The following is a 22,410-nucleotide window of genomic DNA, read 5'->3' as shown; positions in this document are numbered from 1 at the left end:
TGAAATGACCGATTCCTTCCCCCTCTCAGGCGGCCGCCGCCACGCCCAGTGCGTCCCGCAGCCGACGGGCCTGGACCACCAGCCGAGCCGAGCCGGGCCGGGCAGCCGTCCCCGAGAGATGAGGCAGCTCACCCCGGGCCCCGGACCGCTCGGCGCAGTCCGCGGCGATCGAGAGCAGCTCCCCGAGCCCACGGGCCGCGCCCGGGGCACCCGCGGTCCCTCCGGTCGCGAGGTCGGCGAGCAGTACGGGCAGGGTGTGCCGGAGCATCTCCCATATCGTGGCGTTGGCCCCCGTGGCCGCCGCCGTCCGGGCCGACTCCGCCAGCCGCAGCGGCTTCACCGCACCGAGCCGGACCAGCCGGCCGAGGTCGGCACCCAGCCGCTCCGTGTCGAGCTGTCCGCGCCCGGCCAGCACCAGCAGCGCGTCCACCGCGGCCAGCCGGTCCTCCGGATGCCGGGCGCCCAGCCCGTACGCCAGGCACAGGTGCGTGCTCTCGCCCGCGACCCCGCCGGACTCGGCGAGCAGCGGAAGGGCGGCGGCCCCGCCCCTCTCATCGTCCAGGGCGGCCTCGGAGACGTCGTGCACCAGCCGTACGGCGACGAGTTCGCGCAGCTCCGGGAGCGTGGCCAGCCAGTGCCGGTGGTTCTCCTGGCCCCAGTGGTAGCAGTACCGGACCGCGTCGGACGCCGTGAACGGCCGGCCCAGCCGCCGGAACGCCTCGGGGAAGTCCGTCTGGAGTTCCCGGACCTCGCCGGACTCGATCAGGATGCGCGGACCCGATGTCCGAAGGCCGGAGCCGGGCATCGCGGGCTCCCCGGCGGACAGCCAGCGCGCCAGCCGCTCGCCTTCCGGCGTGCCGAGTCCGCTCGCGCGCCCGGCGGCAGCCAGGGCCGCCGTGCGGTCCTCGCGCCGGACCCGCAGCAGGGCCTGGGCGAAATCGGCCTCGCCCACCCGGGCGCCGAGGCGACGGCAGGTGCCGAGCCGGTCGACGAGTTCGCCCGGCTCCAGGAGTCCGGTGCTCCACGACGGCGCGGCCAGCAGCAGCGGCTGCGGGTCCGTCCGGATCCGGTAGGCCAGTTCACGCAGCCGGACGTCGAGGACCCGGGAGAACCCGTGGCGCGCGCACTCGTGGTCGGCCGGACCGTGCTGCAGCCCGGCGAGCAGGGTGGCCGTGCTCACGGCCCCGTACAGCGTCGCCAGGATCAGTTCGAGGCCGCCCGCGGGGCCGAGGAGGCCGCGTCGGGTATGGGCGAAGTGCTCCTCCGCGTCCCGTCGGCCGTGCCACTCGGGCTGCCGCCACCAGCGGGTGGCCACCACCGGTTCGAGTGCCTCCCGCAGCGCGTCCTGGTCGCGGTGGGCGTGCCGGGCCAGACCGTCCAGCGCCCGCTCGAACGCGGCCACGTCCCCGTCCCCGTCGGCCGCCAGCAGGGCCGAGACCTCCTCGGCGAGTTCCACGGCCGAATCCGGCGCGGGCGTCAGCCGGAACGGCTCCGGGGGCGGCGGCAGCAGCTCCTCGTAAGCCTCGGGCTCCGCCTCGGGCGCGATGCCCAGGACAGCGGCCGCCCGAACACGCAGGGCCGGGCTCAGCTGCTCGGCCGCGACGGCGACTTCGGACCGGACCGCGGGTTCGCCGTCGAGCCGCGCCGCATGCCGCTCCACCAGCTTCAGCGCGCGTTCCTGCATCTGGGTGTCCTCGTGCCCGAACGCCCGGGCCACGGCCGGCAGCAGCTCGGCCGCCGTGGTGGCGTCGCGCGCGAGCACCTTGCCGAGCAGCACCAGCTGGGCGCGCACCAGCTTCTTCTCGGCGCGGAACAGCAGTCCTTCGGAGGCCTCGGCGAGCTGCCGCGGGGTGAGGCCGCCGTCGAGGGCGAGGGCGGCGAGGACCGACTGGGCGTGTCCGGCCACCGGGGAGGCGGCGTCCCGGGCCAGGGCCGTCCAGTCGGCGACGCGCTCGCGCACCTCCTCCCGGGTGAGGGCGAGCAGGCCCAGCAGCGGCAGGAAGACCCGGTGATCGGTCGGGCCGCCGCCGCGCAGCAGCCGGGCCACACAGGCGTCGACCACGGCCTTGCGCTCCAGCACGCCGGCGCCGGTCAGCTCCGCGAGGGCGCTCTGCCAGGAACCGGGACCCTCGCCGAACAGCCAGCGGACCTCGCCGAGATCGGAGAGCTCGAACAGGCCGTCCACCAGCGGCGCGAGGTCCGGCTCGGCGCGCAGCCGGTCGACGAGGGGGACGCGCCCCCAGGTGTGGCCGATGTGGCGGACCCAGCCGACCACATAGGCGTCCGTCACCGGCACCTCGCATCCCGAGCGGCGTACCAGTCCCGCCATCAGCAGGAACGGAACGTCCGCGGAGACCGGCCGCGCGGCCAGCCGGCGGGCCACATCGGCCTGCCAGCCGGTGTCCCGGTCCGCCAGCACCTTCAGCAGCATGTCCGCCGGCGCCTGCCGCCAGCGCATGTCGGCCCCGGCGATCCAGGTCGCGGCCGCCGCGGCCCCCGAGTGGCACATCGCCCCGGCCACCTGGAGTGCCGGATAGCTGCGCTCGGACCGGGCCTCCCACGGCGCGGCCCGCAGCTCCTTGCGCAGGGCCTGCAACCCGGGCAGCAGCGCGCGTCGTTCGGCATCCGTCAACTTCGTCACCAGGAGGGCCGTCTCCCCGACGCGCCCCGCCCGTACCGCCTCCAGCACCGCGTTCATCACGCACCCCCGCCGATCTCCGCCATGTCCTGTGCCATGTCCTGATTCATCTCGTGCTCCACCGCGGCCCCCCGCCGCACCATCCGCACCGCCAGCGCGTGCTTGCACGGCCCGCGCCCGCCCCGGTACTTCGCCCACCACAGACAACTGCAGCTCAGCACCCCCGCCGCGTCCCGCACCCGGTGCACATGACCGTCCTCGGCCGTCACCGTGCCCAGCTCGCCCTCCAGGGCCACCGCGCCCGCGGCCGCCAGCGCCCGGGCCGACCGCAGCCGGGGGTTGTGCCGCTCCACGCGCCCCGCGTCGTACGGCAGTTCGCGATGGAAGTAGGCGGCCTCCGCCGTGTCGTACCCGACGCGTCCCGAGGTGCCGAGGCGGATCAGGGCCGCGCGGACCCGCTCCGGGGTGAGCCCGGCGGAGGCGGCCAGGTCGGCGACGTCCACACGGGGCTCCCAGGCCAGCAGGACCGCGATCAGCTCCGCGTCCTCGGCGGCCTCGTCGGTGGCGAGCGCGTCCAGGACGCCGCCCTCGCCGGAGAACCCGCGTGCCGGGTCCGGCGACAGGGTCAGCGTGAGCCGCATGCCGGGCAGCACCACCTCCCAGGCCGCGGCCGTACCGGAGGCGGCGAGGGCGCCCTGCGGGCCGTAGACGCGCAGGGCCGTCGCATGGCGCAGTACCCGCTGCAGCGCGCCCAGTCGCTCCGGTCCCGGCAGGCACGCCGCGCCCGGCACCGGACGGGTCGTCGGCCGCAGCCCCCGGCCCACCGGCACCACCCAGCGGGGACCCGCCGAGCTCCGGCGCGCGGTGCCGCCGCGGGGGAGCGAGCGCAGGAACCGCACCGCCTCGTCCGCCGGGAGCTCGGCCCGCAGCTCGAACCCCGCCGCTATGACCTGTGCCTCGGCGAAGCCGCGCAGCCAGCGGTCCGGGAGCGGGACCTTCTTCTCCACCACCGGGCCGTCCAGCGTGGTGACCGCCAACTCCTCGGGACCGACCCGCAGATGGAGCGGGTCGTCCGAGCCGAGCCGGGAAAGGGCCTCCCGCAGCGGGTTGTTGACGTCGACGTTCGTCGTGCCGTGGCCCACCTCGCCGCCGTCCAGTCCCGGGCCGAGGACGTCCAGCCTGGCGTACACCCCGCCGCAGCCGGAGAAGGACTCGAAGCGCAGCCGGTCGCCGTTGCCCGTCACCACCGGGTCCAGCGAGGCGCGCAGCTGCGGCTGGTAGTACCGCGCGGCCGCCACGTCAGCCACCGCGAGCAGCCCGGCCGCGGCCACCTGAGGCGAGGTCAGGAAGCCCGCGAAGAACCGCGGATGGTCCTCGACCCCGGTGGGCGTCGCCCCCCGGGAGGTCTCCAGACCGAGATGGCGGCCGTCGGCGGCAGAGCGCAGCACGGAGGGTTGGCGATAGGCCACGGCCTGTGAAGATCGCGTCATGGGAAAACCGTAGAGGCGGCCACTGACAATCGGCCTGACCTGCGAAAACACGCTGCGCGAGGGTGACTTGGGGGATGCGGAAGGACCCGCGCCGGGAGCTGCGACAGGGCCGCGCACCGGGGGATGACGCCGGTGCGCGGCCCTGCGAAAAGCGTACGGGAGTTACTGGCCGACCCGGCCCGGCTGCAGGGTCTGCGTGAACAGCACGGTGCCGTCGTACTCGCGCAGACGCACCGTCAGCTCACCGCTGTCGCCGTCGATGTCGACCTCGCCGAAGAACTGATAGCCCTCCGCGGGTGACACGTTCGAGGCGGTCGGCGCCTTGACGAACACCCGGTCGGGGCCGAACGTGCCGTCCAGCGCGTTCGCCGGGAAGGCACCGGCGTTGAGCGGACCGGAGACGAACTCCCAGAACGGCGCGAAGTCCTTGAACGCGGCCCGCGACGGGTCGTAGTGCTGGGCCGAGGTGTGGTGGACGTCGGCCGTCAGCCACACAGTGCCGGTGATCTTCCGGTGCTTGATGTACCGCAGCAGCTCCGTGATCTGCAGCTCACGGCCGAGCGGCGCGCCCGGGTCGCCCTGGGCGACGGCCTCGAAGTTGGCCTTGCCCTCGACCGGGTCGGGGACGACCAGCCCGAGCGGCATGTCCGCGGCGATCACCTTCCACACCGCACGCGACCGGGACAGCTCACGCTTGAGCCACTTCAGCTGCTCGGCGCCGAGGATGCCCTGCGGGTCGGTCGTCTGGTCGTCGGGCGAGTTGGCGTCGCGGTACGTCCGCATGTCCAGCACGAACACGTCGAGGAGCGGGCCGTGGTGGTGGACGCGGTAGATCCGGCCGTCCGGGCGGCCGCTGATCGTGGAGATCGGGAAGTACTCGGAGAACGCCTGCCGGGAGCGCAGCGCCATGTCGTCCAGCCTGGTGCCGGCCGGGTAGGCGGTACCGGTGCCGATGACCTCGCCCGGGTACCAGTTGTTGCGGACCTCGTGGTCGTCCCACTGGATGACGTTCGGCACCTGGGCGTTGAACCGGCGCAGCGCCTGGTCGAGCAGGTTGTAGCGGAAGTTGCCCCGGAAGTCGTCCAGCGTGACTGCGACATGCGACTTCGCCTCGGAGGTGACATTGCGGTACAGGCTGCCGTCGGGCAGCGCCTGGGTCGCCGAGATCACGCCGTCGGCGTAGATGTTGTCACCGCTGCACAGGAAGAAGTCCGGGTCCAGCTTCGCCATCGCGTCGAAGATGCGGTAGCCGCCGATGGACTCGTTGATGCCCCAGCCCTGCCCGGCCAGGTCGCCCGACCACAGGAACTTCACGCCCTGACGCCGGCGGGCGGACGCGGTACGGAACGTGCCGGTGACCGGTTCGCCGGTGCGGCGCGGGTCGTCGGGGTCGGCCAGCCGCACGCGGTAGTGGATCTGCTCGCCGGACGGCAGCCCGTGCAGCCGCGTGGTGCCGGTGAAGTCGCTGTCCGCGCCGAGCAGCGGGCCGCGCCAGGTGCGGGCGTTGCGGAACGACTCGGTGGCCGAGGTCTCCACGATCATCCGGGCCGGCCGGTCCGAACGGACCCACACCAGGCCGGAGTCGGCGGTCACGTCGCCCGCCTGTACGCCCCAGTCCGCGCGGGGGCGCCCGGACAGTGCGAACGCCGGCGCCGAACCGAGCGCCGTGGGCAGGGTCAGGGCCGCCGACGCGGCGAGCGAGCCGCGCAGCACGCTGCGGCGGCCGGGGAGCGAAAGGGACATGGAAGGGCCTCCAGAACGGGATCCGGCCAGTTGTGCACAGCCACAACTACTGGGGCGCCGCAGCGCACACGGAAACCGCAAGTGAACAACTGACCGGCACCGCAAGCGCTGTCCCTCCGGGGGCCGGCCTTGTCGTGGTCCTTCCGGTCCGGCCGTCCAGTCGTCGCTTCGGGGCCGGTCGTGACGCCGTCACCCGCCGAGCGCCTCCGCCATCAGCCGCACCCCTTCCCGGATCCGTGCCGCCGGCAGATGCGCGTACCCCAGCACCAGCCGTACCGCGGACTCGTCGCCCCGCGCGTGTGTGCACGCGCTCAGCGGACGCACCGCGACCCCGGCCGCCGCCACCCGCCGCACGAAGCGGCTCTCCGGCCCGTACCGTTCGGGCAGTTCGGCGATGGCGTGCAGCCCTGCCGCGATCCCCGACACGCGCGCGTGCGGGAAGTGCTCGGCCAGGGCGGCGACCAGGACGTCCCGCCGCTCCCGGTAGGCGCGCTGGCAGCGACGCAGCTGGCGGTCGTAGTCGCCGCGCTCCAGGAACCGGGCGAACACCGCCTGGTCGACGGAGGGATGCCCCAGGTCCATGGTCCGTTTCCGGTCGACGACGGCGTCCGCCAGGAATTCCGGCACCAGCAGCCAGCCCAGCCGCAGTCCGGGGGCGAGGGACTTGCTGACCGACCCCATGTAGGCCACCCGCTCCGGATCGAGGCCCTGGAGCGCGCCGACCGGGGCCCGGTCGTAACGGAAGTCGCCGTCGTAGTCGTCCTCCAGCAGCAGCCCGTCCACCGACCGGGCCCAGTCCAGCAGCCGGGTGCGGCGCGCGGCGGAGCAGGCGATCCCGGTCGGGTACTGGTGGGCGGGCGTCGTCACCGCCGCGCGGACGCCCGACGCGTGCAGCGGGCCCGGCGCCAGGCCCTCGTCGTCCAGGGGCAGCGGTACGGCGCGCAGCCCGGCCGCCGCGTACAGGCCGTCGTGCTGCGGGCTGCCGGGGTCCTCCACGCCGATCTCGTGCATCCCGCGCGCGTGCAGCACGGAACCGAGCAGCGCCGCCGCCTGTGCCACCCCGGAGACGACCACGATCCGCTCCGGGTCGGCGACCACGCCCCGGCGCCGGGCGAGCAGTTCGGCGAGGGCCGAGCGCAGCCGGGGCAGTCCGCGCGGGTCCGGATAGCCGAGATCGCGGTGCGGCAGCTCCGCCAGCACCTCGCGCTGTGCGGCGGCCCAGGCGGCGCGCGGGAACAGCGAGAGATCAGGTGACCCCGGCAGGAAGTCCACCCGGACGCCCTGCGGGCGCGGCGCGAGATCATGCGCGCGTGGCGCCGCCGCCCGCACGGCACCGCCCACCCAGGTGCCCGCCCCGCGGTCGCTGCGCAGATAGCCCTCCGCCGTCAGCTGCTCGTACGCCTCCGTGACCAGCCCCCGCGACACTCCGAGGTCCTTGGCCAGCTCGCGGCTGGACGGCAGGCGGGTGCCGGGCGCGAGCCGCCCCGCGCGGATCGCCTCCCGCAGCGCCGTCTGGAGGAAACGGCCACGCGCGCGTGCCGGCGCGGAGGCGGCCGGCAGCAGCAGCTCCCACGCGGCGGAGCCCGGCAGGGCGCCCGGACTGGTCCCCGATGACGTCATGGAAGTGGACCTTAATCCGGGCCGCCGACGTTCCTAGCGTCGTCCTCATGAACGCGACCACCACGCGCGGCGCCCTCCTGACCGCGCTCGCCTACGTCCTCGTCGGCGGCTCCTTCACCGCCAACAGCGTGCTGGGCCACTACCCCTACGCGGGCGGCCAGTTCCTCCGCTACGGACTGGCCTGCCTGCTGCTCGTGCCGTTCGCCGGGCGGGATGCGGCCGGGCGGCTGCGCGGGCTGGGGGCGCGTGCGTGGCTGCGGCTGGCCCTGCTCGCCGCCGTCGGGATGGTCGGCTTCAACCTGGCGGTCCTCGCCGCCGAGCGCACCGCGGAACCGGCGGTCCCGGGCGTCCTCGTCGGCTGCGCCCCGGTGGTGGTCGCGGTCCTGGTCCCGCTTCTTGACGGCCGTCGGCCACAACGCCTTGTCCTCCGCGGGGCGTTGCTGGTCGCGGCCGGCGCCTTCGCGGTCCAGGGCTGGGGGCGGACGGACGGCAGCGGTCTCGCCTTCTCGGTGTGCGCCCTGGCCGGCGAGGTCGGGTTCGCGGTGCTCGCCGGACCGGTGCTGCGGGCGCTCGGGCCACGGTTGCTGACCGCCACCGTGTGCGCCCTCGCCGCGGCCGAGGCGGCGGTGACCGGGGCCGTGCTCGACGGCGGGGCATGGCTGCGCCGGCCCGACGCCACGGAGACCGCCGCGCTGCTGTGGCAGGCGGCCGTGGTGACCGTCGTCGGTTTCGTGTGCTGGTACATGGGCGTACAGCGGATCGGCACGGAGCGCGCGACGCTCTTCACCGGCCTCGTCCCGCTCACCGCCGTGTGCACCGCCCCGCTCGTCGGAACGGGCTCCTACGGCCCCGCCCAGGCCGTCGGCGGCGTCCTGGTGGGTGCCGGGGTCGCCCTGGGCTCCGGCGCCCTGCCCCACCTCGGCCGCAAACCGACGCCGACCGCTCCTCGGCCCCACCCCGCAGACTTCCGGACGACGTCCGGCCGTACTCCATCCCGTCGTGCCGACCGCTGGTCGGCGATTGCCAGTGCTCTGTCGCGCTTTGTCGACTGCTGGTCGGTGGTCGCCAGTGCTTTGTCCCGTCGCGTCGACTGCTGGTCGGCGGTGGCTGGTGCTTTGCCCCGTCGCGTCGACTGCTGGTCGGTGACGGCCGGTGCTGTGTGCCGCCGTGTCGACCGCTGGTCGGCGGTTGCCCGCGCTCTGCCCGACCGTGCCGACCGCGGGACCCCCGTCGTTCCGGTAGCTCCGGTAGCTCCGGTAGCTCCGGTCGCCCCGGCCCCGCGTCGCACCGTGCCGTCGGCCGGCAGTCGCCCGTCGGCCGGTGCGGACGCGGCGTCGGCGGTCGGCCGTGCGTCAGCGGCTGCCGTCGAGGATGACGCGGGCGACCAGCGCCGGGTCGTCGTTCATCGGGCAGTGTCCGCAGCCGGGCAGCCGGACCAGCCGGGCCTTGGGGATGATCTGCTTGGCCCGGACCCCCTGGCGGCGCATCAGCAGCATGTCCCGGGTGCCCCAGCCCACGGTGACCGGGATGCCGGGGACGTCGTCGGTGAACTGGACGGCGGAGCCCGCCCGCAGAGTCTCGGCGAATCCGCTGGCCTGCGCGAGGGCCAGCGTCTCCGCGACCACGGCCTCGGGTGAACGGCGCGCCGGGCGGGCGTAGATGGTGCTGGTCAGGGCCGTCCGCCCGGCGGCGGACCGGGACAGCCGCTCGATCAGCGGGAGCGGCAGCCGCTCCGCGATCCGCCGCATGGCGATGAGCACGCCGAAGGCGTAGCGCCGCTCCGCCTGCGACCAGAAGCCGGCGGGGGAGAGGGCGGTGACGGACCGTACGAGCTTCTCGCGGCCCAGTTCCAGCGCCAGCAGCCCGCCGAGCGAGTTGCCCGCCACGTGCGGCCGGTCCAGTTCCAGGGTCTCGAACAGGGCGCCGAGCACGGCGCCGGTGGTCGGCAGGTTGTAGGCGAGGCCGTCCGGCAGGGCCGGGGAGGCGCCGAAGCCGGGCAGGTCCACGGCGATCACGTCCCGCTCGGTCGCGAGGATGTCCACCACGGGGTCCCAGGCCTGCCGGTGATGCCCTATGCCGTGGATGAGGACCAGCGGTTCGCCGCGGCCCACGCGCGCGTACGAGACGGTCACATCCTGCCGGCCGTGCGCGGCCGGGACTTTGAAGGAGACGGTGGCGGACATGGGGGCTCCTCGTCTGGGACTTCGGCGGACGCCGTAGACAGCTTGTCAGCAATTGCTACTCGCGGGTAGTCCCCGATGGGGTGTGTCGCACGTCGGCCCGGCCCGTCAACGCACCCTGCATGGCTCCAGGTTGAAAACGGGGTGCCGTGCCGTCTCGCGGGTTCCCCGCACCGGCCGCCTCCGCCTTCGCCTCCGCTCCGTACCCGGGTCGCCGGCCACCGTCCGCCGGCGGTCCGCGGATCATTCTGGGCCGGGGGTGCGGAGTCCGGCGGGATTCCGCCGGACATGCGGGAGCGTGTCGGGCGGGACGGGGTGGCGCAGTCTGCCGCCGTCTGGTGAACACCCTGTTCCGGGCGGTTCTCGCGGTGCGACGGGAGCTTTGCCGCCATGTCACGAAAACGCCCCCGCGCGAACGCCTCGTGAACGGTGCATGGCACCGCTTTCTATGCGTTGGCCAAGGGATCGACGATTGGTCTTGACCAAGGGTGTGCGCCGTCCTATGGTCGCAGATAAGTACAACAACCTTTAATAAACAAGGGCGCTAAAACGCCGCCGGACCACGGCGATTGCGGAGGACAGGGTGGGGACCACGCAGCTGGAATCGGTGCCGGAACCGAAGTACTGGCATCTCAAGACCGTGCTCAGTGAGGCACTGGACTCGGAGTTCTCGGTCGGCGAGATCCTGCCCAACGAGCGCGACCTCGCCGCCCGCTTCGGCGTGGCCCGGGCCACCCTCCGCCAGGCCCTCGAACAGCTCGAACTGGAGGGCCGGCTGCAGCGCCGCCGCGGTGTCGGTACGACGGTCGCGCCCCCGCGCATGGGCGTGGCGGTGGGCTCCGACGAGCACGCCTGGCCGGGCGCCTCCGGCGACGCCTGGCAGCCCGCGGACTGCACCCTCGCGGTGCCGCCCGCCGCCGTCGCGACCGCCCTGGAGACCGGCGCGGAGGAGCCCGTGCACATCGTGCGCCGTTCCCGCGTCTCGCACGGCCAGCCCGTCGCCGCCGAGCTGCTCTACATCCCGGCGGACTCGGTCCCGGAGCTGACGGCGATCGACGCGCCGTCCGGAGCACCCCGCGCGCGTGCGGTCCTGCGTGAGCTGCAGCGCCTGGAGCTGGAGGGCCAGGACCAGGCCGTGGAGCTCGGCTCGGCCCGCGCGGACGACGCCAAGGAGCTCGACCGTCTCCCCGGCGCCCCGGTGCTGGTCGTCACCACCCGCTTCCTCGCCGCCGGCCGCACCGCCGCGCTCTCCGTCGCCACCTACCGCGCGGACACCTGCCGGCTGACCTTCGGGGACACCGGCGGCGTGGAGATCCACCACGGCCCCGAGCGGCAGGCCTCCTAGCCACCGCGCCGCACGACCAGGTCGCGCCCCGGATCTCTTCCGGGGCGCGACGCATTTACCCGGGGCGGGCGGTCAGCGGCGTGCGGTGACCGTCCTGTCCACCGCGAACAGCTGCTCCTCCACATGATCGAGGGCGAGCCGCAGCGCGCCCGTCGCCACCGCCGCCTCGCCGAGCAGGGAGAGAGCCACCCGGGGCGGCCGCAGACAGTAGCGGGCGAGTTCACGGCGCAGCGGCTCCAGGACGCCGTCCAGGCCCGCCGCCCAGCCGCCTATCACGACCAGCTCCGGGTCCAGCGCCAGCACCAGCGCGGCCACGTCGTGGACCAGCCGCTGGATGAACCGGTCGACGGCCGCCCGTGCCCGCGCGTCCCCCTTGCGGGCCAGCGCGAACACCTCGGCGACCGCCTGCTCGTCCAGCGGGTGCAGCGGCTCGTCGGTGGTGGACAGCAGCGTCTCCGGGGTCACCTCCCGGCCCAGCAGGTGCAGCGCGCCGATCTCCCCGGCCGCCCCGCCGTACCCCCGGTGCAGCCGCCCGCCGATCAGCGAACCGGCGCCCGGACTGAGCCCGGCCAGCACCATCACCACGTCGTCGGACTCGGTGGCGGCGCCCTTCCAGTGCTCGGCGACGGCCGCGGCGTTGGCGTCGTTCTCCACCAGGACCGGGCACTTGAAGGACCGGCTGAGCCGCTCGCCCAGCCGCAGCCCCGTCCACTCGGGCAGCGCGGTGCCCAGCCGCACCCGGCCGTCCGCCTCGACGATGCCGGGTGTGCCGACCCCGACGGCCCGCAGCGAACTGCGCGCCACCCCGGCCCGGCGCAGCAGTTCGGCGACGGCGGTACGCAGCCGCTCCAGCCGCTCGTCCGCATCGGCCGTCTCGTCCACTTCCTTGGCCTGCGCCCCCAGTATCCGGCCGTCCAGGTCGGCCAGAAGCGCGGCGACGCGGTGCGGGCCGATCTCCAGGCCCAGCAGATGCCCGGCCTCGGCCCGGAACCGGAACCGCCGCGCCGGCCGCCCCTGCCGCCGGGTGGCGCCCTCCTCGGCCGCCTTCTCGACGACCAGGCCGGCTTCGATGAGCCCCTCGACGACTCCTTCGACGGTCGGCCGGGACAGCCCGGTGACCCGGGTGATCTCGGTGAGCGTCGCGCAGTCGGTGGCCCGCAGCGCGTGCAGCACCACCGCGGAATTGATCCTTCGCAGCAGAGACGGATCACCACCGGTCAACCCCGCCAATGTCCGTCCTCCCAGCTAACACCGCACGTTGGCCGGATCGTACTTCGGCGCCGACGGCCCCGGCGAGTGCCGGACGCCTCCGATCTGCCAAAGATCCGCGATCAGCCGGGCGTGACGAAGCCCGATTCGTAGGCCGCGATCACCGCCTGAGTGCGGTCCCGCACCCCGAGTTTGGCCAGCACGGCCCCCACATGGGACTTCACGGTCTCGGTTCCGACGACCAGCCGCCCGGCGATCTCGGCATTGGCCAGCCCCTGCGTCATGAGCCGCAGTACCTCGGCCTCCCGCTCGGTCAGCCGCGCCCACTCCAGCGCGTCCCGCACTTCGCCCTGGCCGTATCGTCCGGCGAGCTGCCGCACCGATGCCGGGAAGAGCAAGGACTCGCCCTCGGCGACCAGCCGCACCGCGTGCACGATCTCGGCCGGCCGGGCCCGCTTCAGCAGAAACCCGTCGGCGCCCGCGCGCAGCGCCTCGTACACGTACTCGTCGTCCTCGAACGTCGTCACCACGAGGATCTTCGGTGGCTCGGCGACCGTACGCAGCACCGCGCGGGTGGCCTCGATCCCGTCCAGCAGCGGCATCCGCACGTCCATCGCGACCACGTCCGGCCGCAGTCGCCGCACCAGCGGGATCACCGCCGCCCCGTCCGCAGCCTCCCCGACCACCTCGATGTCGGGCTGTGCCTCCAGCACGGCCCGCAGGCCCGCGCGTACGAGGGGTTCGTCGTCGACGAGCAGGACGGTGACCGGCATCCGGTCAGCGTAGATCAACCGACCGGCAGCTCGGCGTGCACCTGCCAGTCGCCCCCGTCCGGTCCGGTATGTGCGCGGCCCCCGAGCAAGGCCGCGCGCTCGCGGATCCCGCGCAGCCCGCTGCCCCGCCCGGGCCCGGGTATCGCGCCCGGAAGCGGATTGCGCACTTCGAGGTCCAGCGTTCCGTGGGCCACGGTCACCCGGATCCGCACGGGCACGGGCCCCGCGTGCCGCAGCACATTGGTGAGCGCCTCCTGGAGGATGCGGTAGCCCTCCCGGGAGACCGGCCCCGGCACCGCTTCCAGGGGGCCGGTGACCTCGGTGTCCACCTTGGCGCCCGAGGCGCGCGCAGACTCCAGGAGCCGGTCGGCCTCGGCGAGCGTGGGCCGCCCGCTCACCGGCTGCCGGGACTCGCGCAGTACGCCCAGCACCCGCTCCAGATCCTCCAGCGCGCTCCGGCCGGTCTCCTCGATGGCGGCCAGCGCCCGGTCGGTGAACTCCGGATCGCCCGCCGCCCGGGCCGCGCCCGCCTGCACCACCGCCACCGTCAGCGCGTGTCCGATCGAGTCGTGCAACTCGCGCGCGATACGCGTGCGTTCCAGCAGCTGCTCGGTGCGCTCCTCCAGCGCCGCGAGCCGCTCGGCGGCGGACGGCCCGAGCAGCCGCCGGGCCAGCGCGGTGACCAGCTCTCCGAAGCCGACCACGGCCCCGTAGAGGGCGATCAGCGGCACCGGGATCAGCAGGGCGTACGCCCAGTGCGGCCGCGCCGTGTCGAGGAACGGGAGGTCACCGGGCGTCTGTCCGGCGGCGAGCCGGCCGAGGTCGATGGCGATGGCCGGAAGCCACACCGAAGCCAGCGCGCCCGCCGAGCCGAGGACCATCCGCGCCTCCAGCCACAGCACCGTGCGCCCCCGGTCCCGCCAGGTCGCCGACGGCGTCTCCGAGATCCCCGACTCCTCCTCGCCCGGGGTGAGCAGCAGCCGCGCCTGCACGCCCTCGCCCCGGCGCACGGCGGGGATCAGCCCGACCGGGACCAGCAGCAGCGCGGGCACCCACGGCGTCGACGGGTCGATGAAGAGCCACAGAGCGACGACGAGCAACGGCACCCACAGATGCAGCAGACGCGTGTAGGTCGTCCCCCGCAGCAGCGGGCGGAGAAAGCGGGCCATGCGGACATCGTGGCAGGCCCCACTGACAACGGCCCTCCCCCGAGCGGGGGAGGCGATCTCCACCGGCGGGGGAGGACCCCAAGCCCCGTGCCCGGCAAGGCTGTCGGCATGACCAGCATCGAGGTGCACGACCTCACCAAGGAGTACGGGGGCCGCCGGGCCGTGGACCACCTCACCTTCGCCGTCCGCCCCGGCCTCGTCACCGGCTTCCTGGGCCCCAACGGCGCCGGCAAGTCCACCACCCTGCGGCTCGTCCTCGGCCTCGACCACGCCACCTCCGGAACGGCCACGATCGGCGGGCGGCCGTACCCCGAACTCAGCGAACCCCTGCGCCGGGTGGGCGCCCTGCTCGACGCCGACGCCGCGCACGGCTCGCGCACCGGCCGCGACCATCTGCGCGCCCTCGCGGCGAGCAACCGCATCCCGGCCGGCCGGATCGACGAACTGCTGGCGGAGACGGGACTGGCGCCCGTCGCCCGGCGCCGGGTGCGCACGTATTCCCTGGGCATGCGCCAGCGGCTCGGGATCGCCGCCGCCCTGCTCGGCGATCCCGAGGTGGTGCTGCTCGACGAACCCTCCAACGGCCTCGATCCCGAAGGCATCGTCTGGATCCGCGGTCTGCTGCGCCGACTTGCGGCGGAAGGCCGCACGGTGCTGGTCTCCAGCCATCTCATGAACGAGACGGCGACCTTCGCTGACCACCTGATCGTCCTCGGCCGCGGCCGGCTCCTGGCCGACACCCCGGTCCGGGACTTCATCCACGCGCGTGTGCGGCCCGCGGCGAGGGTCCGCACCACCGACGACGAACGGCTCGCCGAACTGCTCGCCCGGCACGGTCAGGACGCGGCGCGCGACGCGGACGGGGTCTGGACGGTACGGCACGCGCGCGTGGAGGACCTCGGCCGCCTGCTGGCCGACGCGGCCGTCCCCGTCCTCGAACTCACCCAGGAGGAGGCCACCCTGGAGGAGGCCTACCTCGATCTGACCGCGGCGGAGGCCGAGTTCACCGCACAGCACCACCAGGAGGCCTGACCGTGCCGTTCCAGCCCGTGCTCCACGCCGAGTGGATCAAGATCCGTACGCTCCGCCCGCTCGTCGGCACCCTGTGCGCCGTCCTGCTCGCCACCGTCGCGTACTCCGCGCTCTCGGCGGCCGGCTCCGGCGACGCCGACCCGCTCTTCTCCGCTTTCGCAGGCGTGTCCCTCGGACAGATCGCGGCGGTCGCCTTCGGCGCGACGGCCGTCTCGTCCGAGTTCCGGGGCGCCGCCCTGCGCCTCGCCCTCTCCGCGGTGCCCGACCGGCGGCGCTGGTTCGCGGCCAAGGCCACGGCGATCGCGCTGCCCGTGCTCGCCGTAGGACTGGTCACCGGCCTCGTCACCCTCGTGCTGGGCAGGTTCCTGCTCGGAACAGTCGCGCCGACCTGGCCGGAAGGTCTGCGCGCCGCGGTGGGCTGTGGCGTCTACCTGACGCTGATGGCCCTGCTCGCGGCGGGTCTCACGGCCGTGCTGCGCAGCGGGACCGCGACCCTCGGCATCCTGATCCCGCTCCTGCTGACCGTGTCGTTCGTGATCGGTGACGTGTTCGGCTCCGTGGCGGATGTTCTGCCGGACAGAGCGGGCCAGGTGGTGTTCCAGGAGACGTGGGACGGCCCCCTGGGGCCGTGGAGCGGGCTTGCGGTGACGGCACTGTGGGCGGGCGCCGCGCTGCTGGCGGGAGCGTGGAGCATCCGGCGCCGGGACGCCTGACGCCCGCGCTAACCCTCCGCCGCCACCCGCAGCCGCCCGAACTCCTCCGCCATCGTCGCCGCCGTCCAGTGGGCGTTCAGCCCGCTGGGGTTCGGCAGCACCCACACCCGGGTGTCCCCGAGCGTCCGCTCCTGCGGGCCCACCTGGGCCTTGCGGTCGGCGAAGGCGGACCGGTAGGCGGTGACGCCCACCACCGCCAGCCACCTCGGCCGGACCCGCGTCACCTTCGCCGTCAGCAGCCGCCCGCCCTCCGCGTACTCCTCGGCCGTCAGCTCGTCGGCCCGCGCGGTCGCCCGCGCCACCACGTTCGTGATGCCGAGCCCGTACGACAGCAACTCACCCTGTTCCGCGGGCTTCAGCAGCCTCGGGGTGAAGCCGGACAGGTGCAGGACCGGCCAGAAGCGGTTGCCGGGACGGGCGAAGTGGTGGCCGGTGGCCGCCGTCATCAGGCCGGGGTTGATCCCGCAGAACAGGACGCCGAGGCCGTCCGCGAGCACGTCCGGGACGAGACGGTCGCGGGCGGCCTCCAGGTCCGCCGCCGTGAAGCGGCTCAGAGGATCGCTCCGGGGGTGTAACCGGCGGCCTCCGGGTACTGCTTGACGAGCTCCTCGATCCGGCCGGCGACGACACCGACCTGGGCGGCGGCCGCGCCCGTGAAGGACAGCTTGTCGGCCATCAGCGCGGCCAGCTGCTCTCGGTCCAGCGGCAGCCGCTCGTCGGCGGCGAGCTTGTCGAGCAGGTCGTTGCGCTCGGCGCCCTGCTCGCGCATCGCGAGCGCGGTGGCGACGGCGTTCTCCTTGATCGCCTCATGGGCGACCTCACGGCCGACACCCGCGCGCACCGCGCCCATCAGCACCTTGGTGGTGGCGAGGAACGGGAGGTAGCGGTCCAGCTCCCGGGCGATGACGGCCGGGAAGGCGCCGAACTCGTCGAGCACCGTCAGGAACGTCTCCAGCAGACCGTCAAGGGCGAAGAACGCGTCGGGAAGGGCCACCCGGCGCACCACCGAGCAGGACACGTCGCCCTCGTTCCACTGGTCGCCCGCCAGCTCGCCGGTCATCGAGGCGTAGCCGCGCAGGATCACCATGAGGCCGTTGACGCGCTCGCAGGACCGCGTGTTCATCTTGTGCGGCATCGCCGAGGAGCCGACCTGACCCGGCTTGAAGCCCTCGGTGACCAGCTCGTGCCCGGCCATCAGCCGGATCGTCTTGGCCAGCGAGGAGGGGGCGGCGGCCAGCTGTACGAGCGCGGTCACCACCTCGTAGTCCAGCGAGCGCGGGTACACCTGGCCGACCGAGGTGAACGCCTGCGAGAAGCCGAGGTGCCGCGCGATCCGGTTCTCCAGCTCGGCGAGCTTCGCCGCGTCGCCGCCCAGCAGGTCCAGCATGTCCTGGGCGGTGCCGACCGGGCCCTTGATGCCGCGCAGCGGGTAGCGCCCGAGCAGCTCCTCGACGCGGCCGTGGGCGACCAGCAGTTCGTCGGCGGCGGTCGCGAAGCGCTTGCCGAGGGTGGTGGCCTGCGCGGCCACGTTGTGGGAGCGGCCGGCCATGACCAGCTCGGCGTACTCGCCGGCCAGCTTGCCCAGCCGCGCCAGCACGGCCACCGTACGGTCGCGCATCAGCTCCAGCGAGAGCCGGATCTGCAGCTGCTCGACGTTCTCCGTCAGGTCCCGGGAGGTCATGCCCTTGTGCACGTGCTCGTGCCCGGCGAGGGCGTTGAACTCCTCGATCCGCGCCTTCACGTCGTGCCGGGTGACCTTCTCGCGCTCGGCGATGGAGGCCAGGTCCACGGTGTCGAGGACCCGTTCGTAGTCGGCGATCGCCGTGTCCGGCACCTCGATCCCGAGGTCCTTCTGGGCCCGCAGCACGGCGAGCCAGAGCTGCCGCTCGAGCTTCACCTTCTGCTCGGGCGACCAGAGCGTGGCGAGCTCGGCGGAGGCGTAGCGTCCGGCGAGGACGTTCGGAATGCGGGGCTTGGCGGGCGCGGCTGAAGTCACGTGTACGGATTCTACTGGCGATTCCTGCAGGCCAGCGTCACGGGCCCGCTCGTGCGAACGTACGAGAGCCATGTCACGGCCCGCGAGCGCGGCTTCCGGACCGGCTCGGCGACGCGGGCTCGACGGGGTCCGACGCGGGCTCTAGGAGACCTCGGCCAGTTCCGCCAGCACGTCCGCGTGGCACAGCTGCGGTGCACACCAGCAGGCCAGGGTCTTCCCGCGCAGCTCCGCCACCAGCTCCAGCAGTTCGGGCCGCTCCAGCAGACGGGCCCGGTACATCGCCATCACCTCGGCCCGGGTGCCGTCCCGCTTCTTCTTCGGGGTGTCGTAGGCGAACGGGTTGTACAGCGGGTGGCGGGGGAGATCCCAGCCGCCCATGGTCCAGCGGCGGCCTACGTAGACGACGTCCGCGGGGGCGTGTTCCAGCCGGGAGCCGAACTCGTGGATCCGGCCCCTGACGTTGATCACCCGGGTGGGCACGGGGGCGCCCCTACGCCTCGTACGGCAGCAGCTCCGGCCGCTTCGGCGCGCGGCCGTCGCCGGAGGAGCGGCCGGTGAGGCGGCGGCCTATCCACGGCAGGAGGTACTCCCTGGTGAAGCGGGCGTCCGCGACCCGGCGCGCGACCCAGCCGGGTGGCGCCGTAGCCGGGATCGGCGTACGCCACCCGGTGTCCTCGGGTTCGTAGCCGAGGGTCTGCCAGACCGCCTCGGCGACCCTGCGGTGCCCCTCGGCCGTCAGGTGCAGCCGGTCCACGTCCCACAGCCGGGGGTCGGCCAGCGAAGGCGCGCCGTACAGGTCGACCACGAGGGCGCCGTGCCGCTCGGCCAGCTCGTCGACAACGGCGAACAGCTCCTCCATGCGGGGCCTGAACCGCTCCAGGACCGGGCCCTGGCGGCCGGGGCTGCGCATCAGCACCAGCCGCTCGCAGGCCGGCGCCAGCCGCTCCACCGCCTCGGTGAGCAGGTCCCGGACCCGGACCATGTCGCACTTGGGGCGCAGCGTGTCGTTGAGGCCGCCGACCAGCGTGATCACGTCGGGCCGCATCGCGACCGCCACGTCCACCTGCTCGTCGACGATCTGCCCGATCAGCTTGCCGCGCACCGCGAGGTTCGCGTAGCGGAAGCCGGGGGTGCGGGCGGCCATCCGGGCGGCGAGGACATCGGCCCAGCCCCGGTAGGTGCCGTCGGGCTTGAGGTCCGACATGCCCTCGGTGAAGGAGTCGCCGATCGCGACCAGACTGGAGTGTGCGGGAAGCACCGGGTTCTTCTGCATGGCGACAGAGATGGTATCCCGGGGCGCATACCCGTCAGTCGGTCACTCCCTCCGCAGATGCGAGGCCTCGGTCACTCCCTCCGGAGCCGCGTCGGCCACTTCCTCCGCCGGGGCCTACGCATGCTGCCCGAACAGCTCCCGCAGCACGTCCTCCATCGTCACCAGACCCGCCAGCCGCCCGTCGTCGCCGAGCAAGCCCGCAAGATGGGTGCGGCTGCCGCGCATCGCGGTGAGCACGTCGTCCAGTGGTGTGCTCTCCCGTACCCGGGCGATCGGCCGCATGTCCCGCAGCCGGAACGCCTCGTCCCGGGGCGAGGCGTCCAGCGCGTCCTTGACGTGCAGATAGCCGACGATCCGCCGTCCCTCGTCCACCACCGGGAAGCGGGAGAACCCCGACTCCGCCGACAGCCGCTCCAGCTCCTCCGGGGTGACGCCCACGCGCGCGTAGACGACACGCTCCAGCGGCACCACCACGTCCCGCACCGGCCGGCGGCCCAGCTCCAGGGCGTCGTGCAGCCGCTCCTGGGCCCGGTCGTCGATCAGGCCCGCCTCACTGGCGTCCCTGACGATCTCGGCGAGCTGGGTGTCCGTGAAGGTCGCCGAGACCTCGTCCCTGGCCTCCACCCGGAGCAGCCGCAGCAGGCCGTTCGCGAAGGCGTTGATCGTGAAGATCACCGGGCGCAGCGTCCGGGACAGCGCGACCAGGGGAGGACCGAGGAGCAGCGCGCTGCGCACCGGCTCGGCCAGTGCCACGTTCTTCGGCACCATCTCGCCCAGCAGCATGTGCAGATAGGTCGCCAGGGTCAGCGCGATCACGAAGGACACGACGTGGCCGGCGCTCGTGGGCACGCCGATCGCGTGGAACACCGGTTCCAGCAGATGCGCGATCGCCGGCTCCGCGACCACACCCAGCACCAGCGTGCACAGCGTGATGCCGAGCTGGGCGGCGGCCAGGAGCGCGGACACGTGTTCCAGCCCCCACAGCACGCTCTTGGCCCGCCGGTCGCCCGCCTCGGCGTGCGGCTCGATCTGGGAGCGGCGTACGGAGATCAGCGCGAACTCGGCGCCGACGAAGAAGGCGTTCACGACCAGCGTCGCGAAACCGATCAGCAGCTGTACGGCGGTCACCGCTGCCCCTCCTGCTCCGTCTCGTCGGCGAGCGGCGCGTGCAGCAGCACCCGGGCCGCCCGGCGTCCCGACGCGTCCACCACGTCCAGCCGCCAGCCGGCGACCTCGACACCGTCCCCGGTCTCGGGTATCCGGCCCAGCGCGGTCGCGACCAGCCCCGCCAGCGTCTCGTACGGCCCTTCGGGCGCCCGCAGGCCCACGCGCGCGAGCTGGTCCATGCGGGCCGCGCCGTCGGCCGAGTAGAGCGCGCGGCCCGTCGCGTCGGCGCCGGCGGGGGCCAGGTCGGGCGTCTCGTGCGGGTCGTGCTCGTCGCGGACCTCGCCGACGACCTCCTCGACGATGTCCTCCAGGGTGGCGACGCCGGCCGTACCGCCGTACTCGTCGATCACGACGGCCATGGTGCGCCGGCCGCCGAGGCGGTCCAGGAGGCGGTCGACGGTGAGGGACTCGGGGACCAGCAGGGGTTCGCGCATCACCTGGGCGACCCGGACCCGGGACCGCTCCTCGGCGGGCATGGTCAGGATGTCCTTGATGTGGGCGGTGCCGACGACCGAGTCCAGGCTGTCCTCGTAGACCGGGAAGCGGGACAGGCCGGTCGCCCGGGTCGCGTTCGCCACGTCCTCGCAGGTCGCCCGGACCTCCAGGGCGACGACCTGGACGCGCGGGGTCATCACGTTCTCGGCCGTGAGATCGGCGAGGTTGAGCGTGCGCACGAACAGCTCGGCGGTGTCCGCCTCCAGCGCGCCCTGCTTGGCCGAGTGCCGGGCCAGTGCGGCCAGCTCCTGGGGCCCGCGCGCGGAGGCCAGCTCCTCGGCGGGCTCGATGCCCAGGCGCCGTACCAGCCGGTTCGCGGTGTTGTTGAGATGCGTGATGAACGGACGGAAGGCCGCACTGAACCAGCGCTGGGCGTTGCCCACCCGCTTGGCCACGGCCAGCGGCGCGGAGATCGCCCAGTTCTTGGGCACCAGCTCGCCGACGACCATCAGGAACACCGTGGACAGCGCGGTGCCGATCACCAGCGCGAGCGAGCTCGCCGCCGACGCGCCGACGCCCACCGCCTCCAGCGGGCCGGCCAGCAGCTTGGCGATCGAGGACTCGGCGAGCATGCCGACCACCAGATTGGTGACCGTGATGCCGAGCTGCGCCCCCGAGAGCTGGAACGTCAGGTTCCGTGCGGCCTTGAGGGCCCCCGCCGCCCCGCGCTCGCCGCGCTCCACGGCGCGCTCCAGCTCGCCGCGCTCGACCGTGGTCAGCGAGAACTCGGCCGCGACGAAGGCACCGCAGGCGAGCGACAGCAGGATCGCCACCAGCAGGAGGAGCACTTCGGTCATCGGGTCACCTCCGTCCCATGATCGGACAGGGCGGACGGGACCGCGCGGTGTCGGCGGCGGTCAGGACCGGGAGGCTCGCCCATGGGGGGACGCTCACACCTTTCATCGAGGAACGACGGTTTCCCCAATGGTAAAGGATCGGCAAAATTGCCTCAGTGGTCGCCGTCCGCCAGTGGCTTCACCCATCGCCGCCACTGCTCCTGGGACTGATACCCCGCCGCCCGCCAGGCATGATGCGCGGTCTCGTTGCGCACCAGCACCATCGCGTCCGCGCGCCGCCCGCCGAGCCGTACGAACCGCTCGTCGGCGGCCGCCAGCAGGGCCGAGCCGATGCCACGGCGGCGCCGCTCGGGATGCACGGCCAGCCGGTACAGATGGCAGCGCCAGCCGTCGAAGCCCGCGATCACCGTGCCGACGAGTTCACCGTCCAGTTCGGCGAGGAGCAGGGCCTCGGGGTCGGTGGCGAGGAGGCGGTCCACTCCGCCGCGGTCGTCGCTGATGCTCGTTCCCTCGGCGGCGTCGCGCCAGAACCGCAGCGCGGTGTCGATGTCCGAGAGGGTGGCGCAGCGGATGTGAAGTTCGCTCATGGGGTGAGCCAAGCAGTGTGCTTGCCGCTCTGGCGAACGGGTTTTCCCGGCCCGGGAGTCGAAGGGGTGGCGAGCCGCGAGCCTGTCGGCCGTCCGGATCCTTGTGCATCGCCCACTCCGGCGGATGCCGGACAGTTGCCCGGAATTCGGATACGGCGCCTACCTGCGGATTGCTACACTGTG

At 73.8% G+C, this 22,410-nt stretch carries 18 protein-coding genes and 1 pseudogene; 4 read left to right on the top strand and 15 right to left on the bottom strand.

The window, feature by feature from the left end:
* Nucleotides 1–25 precede the first annotated feature (25 nt).
* The 4 genes from KVT45_RS27575 to KVT45_RS27560 all read right to left on the bottom strand — a co-directional run bounded on the left by KVT45_RS27575 (nucleotide 26) and on the right by KVT45_RS27560 (nucleotide 7,491).
* A complete protein-coding gene (locus KVT45_RS27575; protein WP_217551798.1) occupies nucleotides 26–2,698 on the bottom strand; it encodes a DUF6493 family protein in 2,673 nt (890 codons plus the stop codon).
* The gene (locus tag KVT45_RS27570; protein ID WP_217551797.1) at nucleotides 2,698–4,128 is read right to left on the bottom strand and encodes an SWIM zinc finger family protein; all 1,431 of its coding nucleotides are present in this window, start codon (nucleotides 4,126–4,128) and stop codon (nucleotides 2,698–2,700) included. Before KVT45_RS27570 ends, KVT45_RS27575 begins: the two co-directional genes overlap by 1 nt.
* Before the next feature lie 162 nt (nucleotides 4,129–4,290).
* The gene (locus tag KVT45_RS27565; RefSeq protein ID WP_217551796.1) at nucleotides 4,291–5,871 is read right to left on the bottom strand and encodes an alkaline phosphatase; all 1,581 of its coding nucleotides are present in this window, start codon (nucleotides 5,869–5,871) and stop codon (nucleotides 4,291–4,293) included.
* A gap of 189 nt (nucleotides 5,872–6,060) precedes the next feature.
* The gene (locus tag KVT45_RS27560; protein WP_217551795.1) at nucleotides 6,061–7,491 is read right to left on the bottom strand and encodes a PLP-dependent aminotransferase family protein; all 1,431 of its coding nucleotides are present in this window, start codon (nucleotides 7,489–7,491) and stop codon (nucleotides 6,061–6,063) included.
* A 47-nt stretch (nucleotides 7,492–7,538) separates the two neighbouring features.
* On the opposite strand from KVT45_RS27560, the pseudogene KVT45_RS27555 reads away from it, so the two are divergent.
* Nucleotides 7,539–8,402, top strand: a pseudogene (locus tag KVT45_RS27555) (EamA family transporter); the annotation flags it as partial.
* Nucleotides 8,403–8,843: 441 nt separating this feature from the next.
* On the opposite strand, the gene KVT45_RS27550 reads toward KVT45_RS27555, so the two are convergent.
* On the bottom strand, nucleotides 8,844–9,674 hold the full coding sequence (locus tag KVT45_RS27550; RefSeq protein WP_217551794.1) for an alpha/beta fold hydrolase: 831 nt from the start codon (nucleotides 9,672–9,674) through the stop codon (nucleotides 8,844–8,846).
* Between the two features lie 580 nt (nucleotides 9,675–10,254).
* Here KVT45_RS27550 and KVT45_RS27545 point away from each other — a divergent pair.
* Nucleotides 10,255–11,016: a GntR family transcriptional regulator gene (locus tag KVT45_RS27545; protein ID WP_217551793.1), complete on the top strand. Its 762-nt coding sequence runs from the start codon at nucleotides 10,255–10,257 to the stop codon at nucleotides 11,014–11,016.
* Nucleotides 11,017–11,088: 72 nt separating this feature from the next.
* Here the strand turns inward: KVT45_RS27545 and KVT45_RS27540 are convergent, their stop codons facing one another.
* The 3 genes from KVT45_RS27540 to KVT45_RS27530 all read right to left on the bottom strand — a co-directional run bounded on the left by KVT45_RS27540 (nucleotide 11,089) and on the right by KVT45_RS27530 (nucleotide 14,167).
* Nucleotides 11,089–12,246, bottom strand: coding sequence for an ROK family transcriptional regulator (locus KVT45_RS27540; RefSeq protein ID WP_217551792.1), 1,158 nt, complete (start codon nucleotides 12,244–12,246; stop codon nucleotides 11,089–11,091).
* Between the two features lie 101 nt (nucleotides 12,247–12,347).
* Nucleotides 12,348–12,998 carry a response regulator transcription factor gene (locus KVT45_RS27535; RefSeq protein WP_217551791.1) on the bottom strand — a complete coding sequence of 217 codons (651 nt, stop codon included), beginning with the start codon at nucleotides 12,996–12,998 and terminating at the stop codon, nucleotides 12,348–12,350.
* A 14-nt stretch (nucleotides 12,999–13,012) separates the two neighbouring features.
* Nucleotides 13,013–14,167, bottom strand: a complete 1,155-nt coding sequence (locus KVT45_RS27530; protein WP_217551790.1) for a sensor histidine kinase — start codon at nucleotides 14,165–14,167, stop codon at nucleotides 13,013–13,015.
* Between the two features lie 108 nt (nucleotides 14,168–14,275).
* On the opposite strand from KVT45_RS27530, the gene KVT45_RS27525 reads away from it, so the two are divergent.
* Both KVT45_RS27525 and KVT45_RS27520 read left to right on the top strand, forming a co-directional pair.
* A complete protein-coding gene (locus KVT45_RS27525) occupies nucleotides 14,276–15,199 on the top strand; it encodes an ATP-binding cassette domain-containing protein (protein ID WP_217551789.1) in 924 nt (307 codons plus the stop codon).
* Between the two features lie 2 nt (nucleotides 15,200–15,201).
* A complete protein-coding gene (locus tag KVT45_RS27520; RefSeq protein WP_217551788.1) occupies nucleotides 15,202–15,912 on the top strand; it encodes an ABC transporter permease in 711 nt (236 codons plus the stop codon).
* A gap of 8 nt (nucleotides 15,913–15,920) precedes the next feature.
* Here the strand turns inward: KVT45_RS27520 and mug are convergent, their stop codons facing one another.
* From mug to KVT45_RS27485, 7 genes are all read right to left on the bottom strand, one after another.
* Entirely contained in the window at nucleotides 15,921–16,466 is a 546-nt protein-coding gene (mug, locus tag KVT45_RS27515; protein WP_217551898.1) for a G/U mismatch-specific DNA glycosylase, read from the bottom strand.
* Complete coding sequence (gene purB, locus KVT45_RS27510; protein ID WP_217551787.1) at nucleotides 16,463–17,908, bottom strand: adenylosuccinate lyase; 1,446 nt, start codon at nucleotides 17,906–17,908, stop codon at nucleotides 16,463–16,465. The genes mug and purB overlap by 4 nt, the downstream gene beginning before the upstream one ends.
* A gap of 141 nt (nucleotides 17,909–18,049) precedes the next feature.
* Nucleotides 18,050–18,388 (bottom strand): DUF4326 domain-containing protein, encoded by a 339-nt coding sequence (locus tag KVT45_RS27505; RefSeq protein WP_217551786.1) that lies wholly within the window; start codon nucleotides 18,386–18,388, stop codon nucleotides 18,050–18,052.
* Between the two features lie 10 nt (nucleotides 18,389–18,398).
* On the bottom strand, nucleotides 18,399–19,181 hold the full coding sequence (locus KVT45_RS27500; RefSeq protein WP_217551785.1) for an SGNH/GDSL hydrolase family protein: 783 nt from the start codon (nucleotides 19,179–19,181) through the stop codon (nucleotides 18,399–18,401).
* Between the two features lie 114 nt (nucleotides 19,182–19,295).
* The gene (locus KVT45_RS27495) at nucleotides 19,296–20,309 is read right to left on the bottom strand and encodes a hemolysin family protein (RefSeq protein WP_217551784.1); all 1,014 of its coding nucleotides are present in this window, start codon (nucleotides 20,307–20,309) and stop codon (nucleotides 19,296–19,298) included.
* Entirely contained in the window at nucleotides 20,306–21,640 is a 1,335-nt protein-coding gene (locus KVT45_RS27490) for a hemolysin family protein (RefSeq protein ID WP_217551783.1), read from the bottom strand. Before KVT45_RS27490 ends, KVT45_RS27495 begins: the two co-directional genes overlap by 4 nt.
* Nucleotides 21,641–21,792: 152 nt before the next feature.
* Complete coding sequence (locus KVT45_RS27485; protein WP_217551782.1) at nucleotides 21,793–22,227, bottom strand: GNAT family N-acetyltransferase; 435 nt, start codon at nucleotides 22,225–22,227, stop codon at nucleotides 21,793–21,795.
* Between the last annotated feature and the right edge of the window lie 183 nt (nucleotides 22,228–22,410).

It is taken from the genome of Streptomyces sp. GbtcB6 (genome assembly GCF_019091475.1).
Classification (GTDB): domain Bacteria; phylum Actinomycetota; class Actinomycetes; order Streptomycetales; family Streptomycetaceae; genus Streptomyces; species Streptomyces hyaluromycini.
Note: the sequence above shows the minus strand (reverse complement) of the source record. Positions and strands in the feature narration are given on the sequence as shown.

What these genes read in the sequence shown, in the direction of transcription:
- KVT45_RS27575 (WP_217551798.1), bottom strand. Translation starts at nt 2,698, where the DNA reads ATGAACGCGGTGCTGGAGGCGGTACGGGCGGGGCGCGTCGGGGAGACG.
- KVT45_RS27570 (WP_217551797.1), bottom strand. Translation starts at nt 4,128, where the DNA reads ATGACGCGATCTTCACAGGCCGTGGCCTATCGCCAACCCTCCGTGCTG.
- KVT45_RS27565 (WP_217551796.1), bottom strand. Translation starts at nt 5,871, where the DNA reads ATGTCCCTTTCGCTCCCCGGCCGCCGCAGCGTGCTGCGCGGCTCGCTC.
- KVT45_RS27560 (WP_217551795.1), bottom strand. Translation starts at nt 7,491, where the DNA reads ATGACGTCATCGGGGACCAGTCCGGGCGCCCTGCCGGGCTCCGCCGCG.
- KVT45_RS27550 (WP_217551794.1), bottom strand. Translation starts at nt 9,674, where the DNA reads ATGTCCGCCACCGTCTCCTTCAAAGTCCCGGCCGCGCACGGCCGGCAG.
- KVT45_RS27535 (WP_217551791.1), bottom strand. Translation starts at nt 12,998, where the DNA reads ATGCCGGTCACCGTCCTGCTCGTCGACGACGAACCCCTCGTACGCGCG.
- KVT45_RS27530 (WP_217551790.1), bottom strand. Translation starts at nt 14,167, where the DNA reads ATGGCCCGCTTTCTCCGCCCGCTGCTGCGGGGGACGACCTACACGCGT.
- KVT45_RS27525 (WP_217551789.1), top strand. Translation starts at nt 14,276, where the DNA reads ATGACCAGCATCGAGGTGCACGACCTCACCAAGGAGTACGGGGGCCGC.
- KVT45_RS27500 (WP_217551785.1), bottom strand. Translation starts at nt 19,181, where the DNA reads ATGCAGAAGAACCCGGTGCTTCCCGCACACTCCAGTCTGGTCGCGATC.
- KVT45_RS27490 (WP_217551783.1), bottom strand. Translation starts at nt 21,640, where the DNA reads ATGACCGAAGTGCTCCTCCTGCTGGTGGCGATCCTGCTGTCGCTCGCC.
- KVT45_RS27485 (WP_217551782.1), bottom strand. Translation starts at nt 22,227, where the DNA reads ATGAGCGAACTTCACATCCGCTGCGCCACCCTCTCGGACATCGACACC.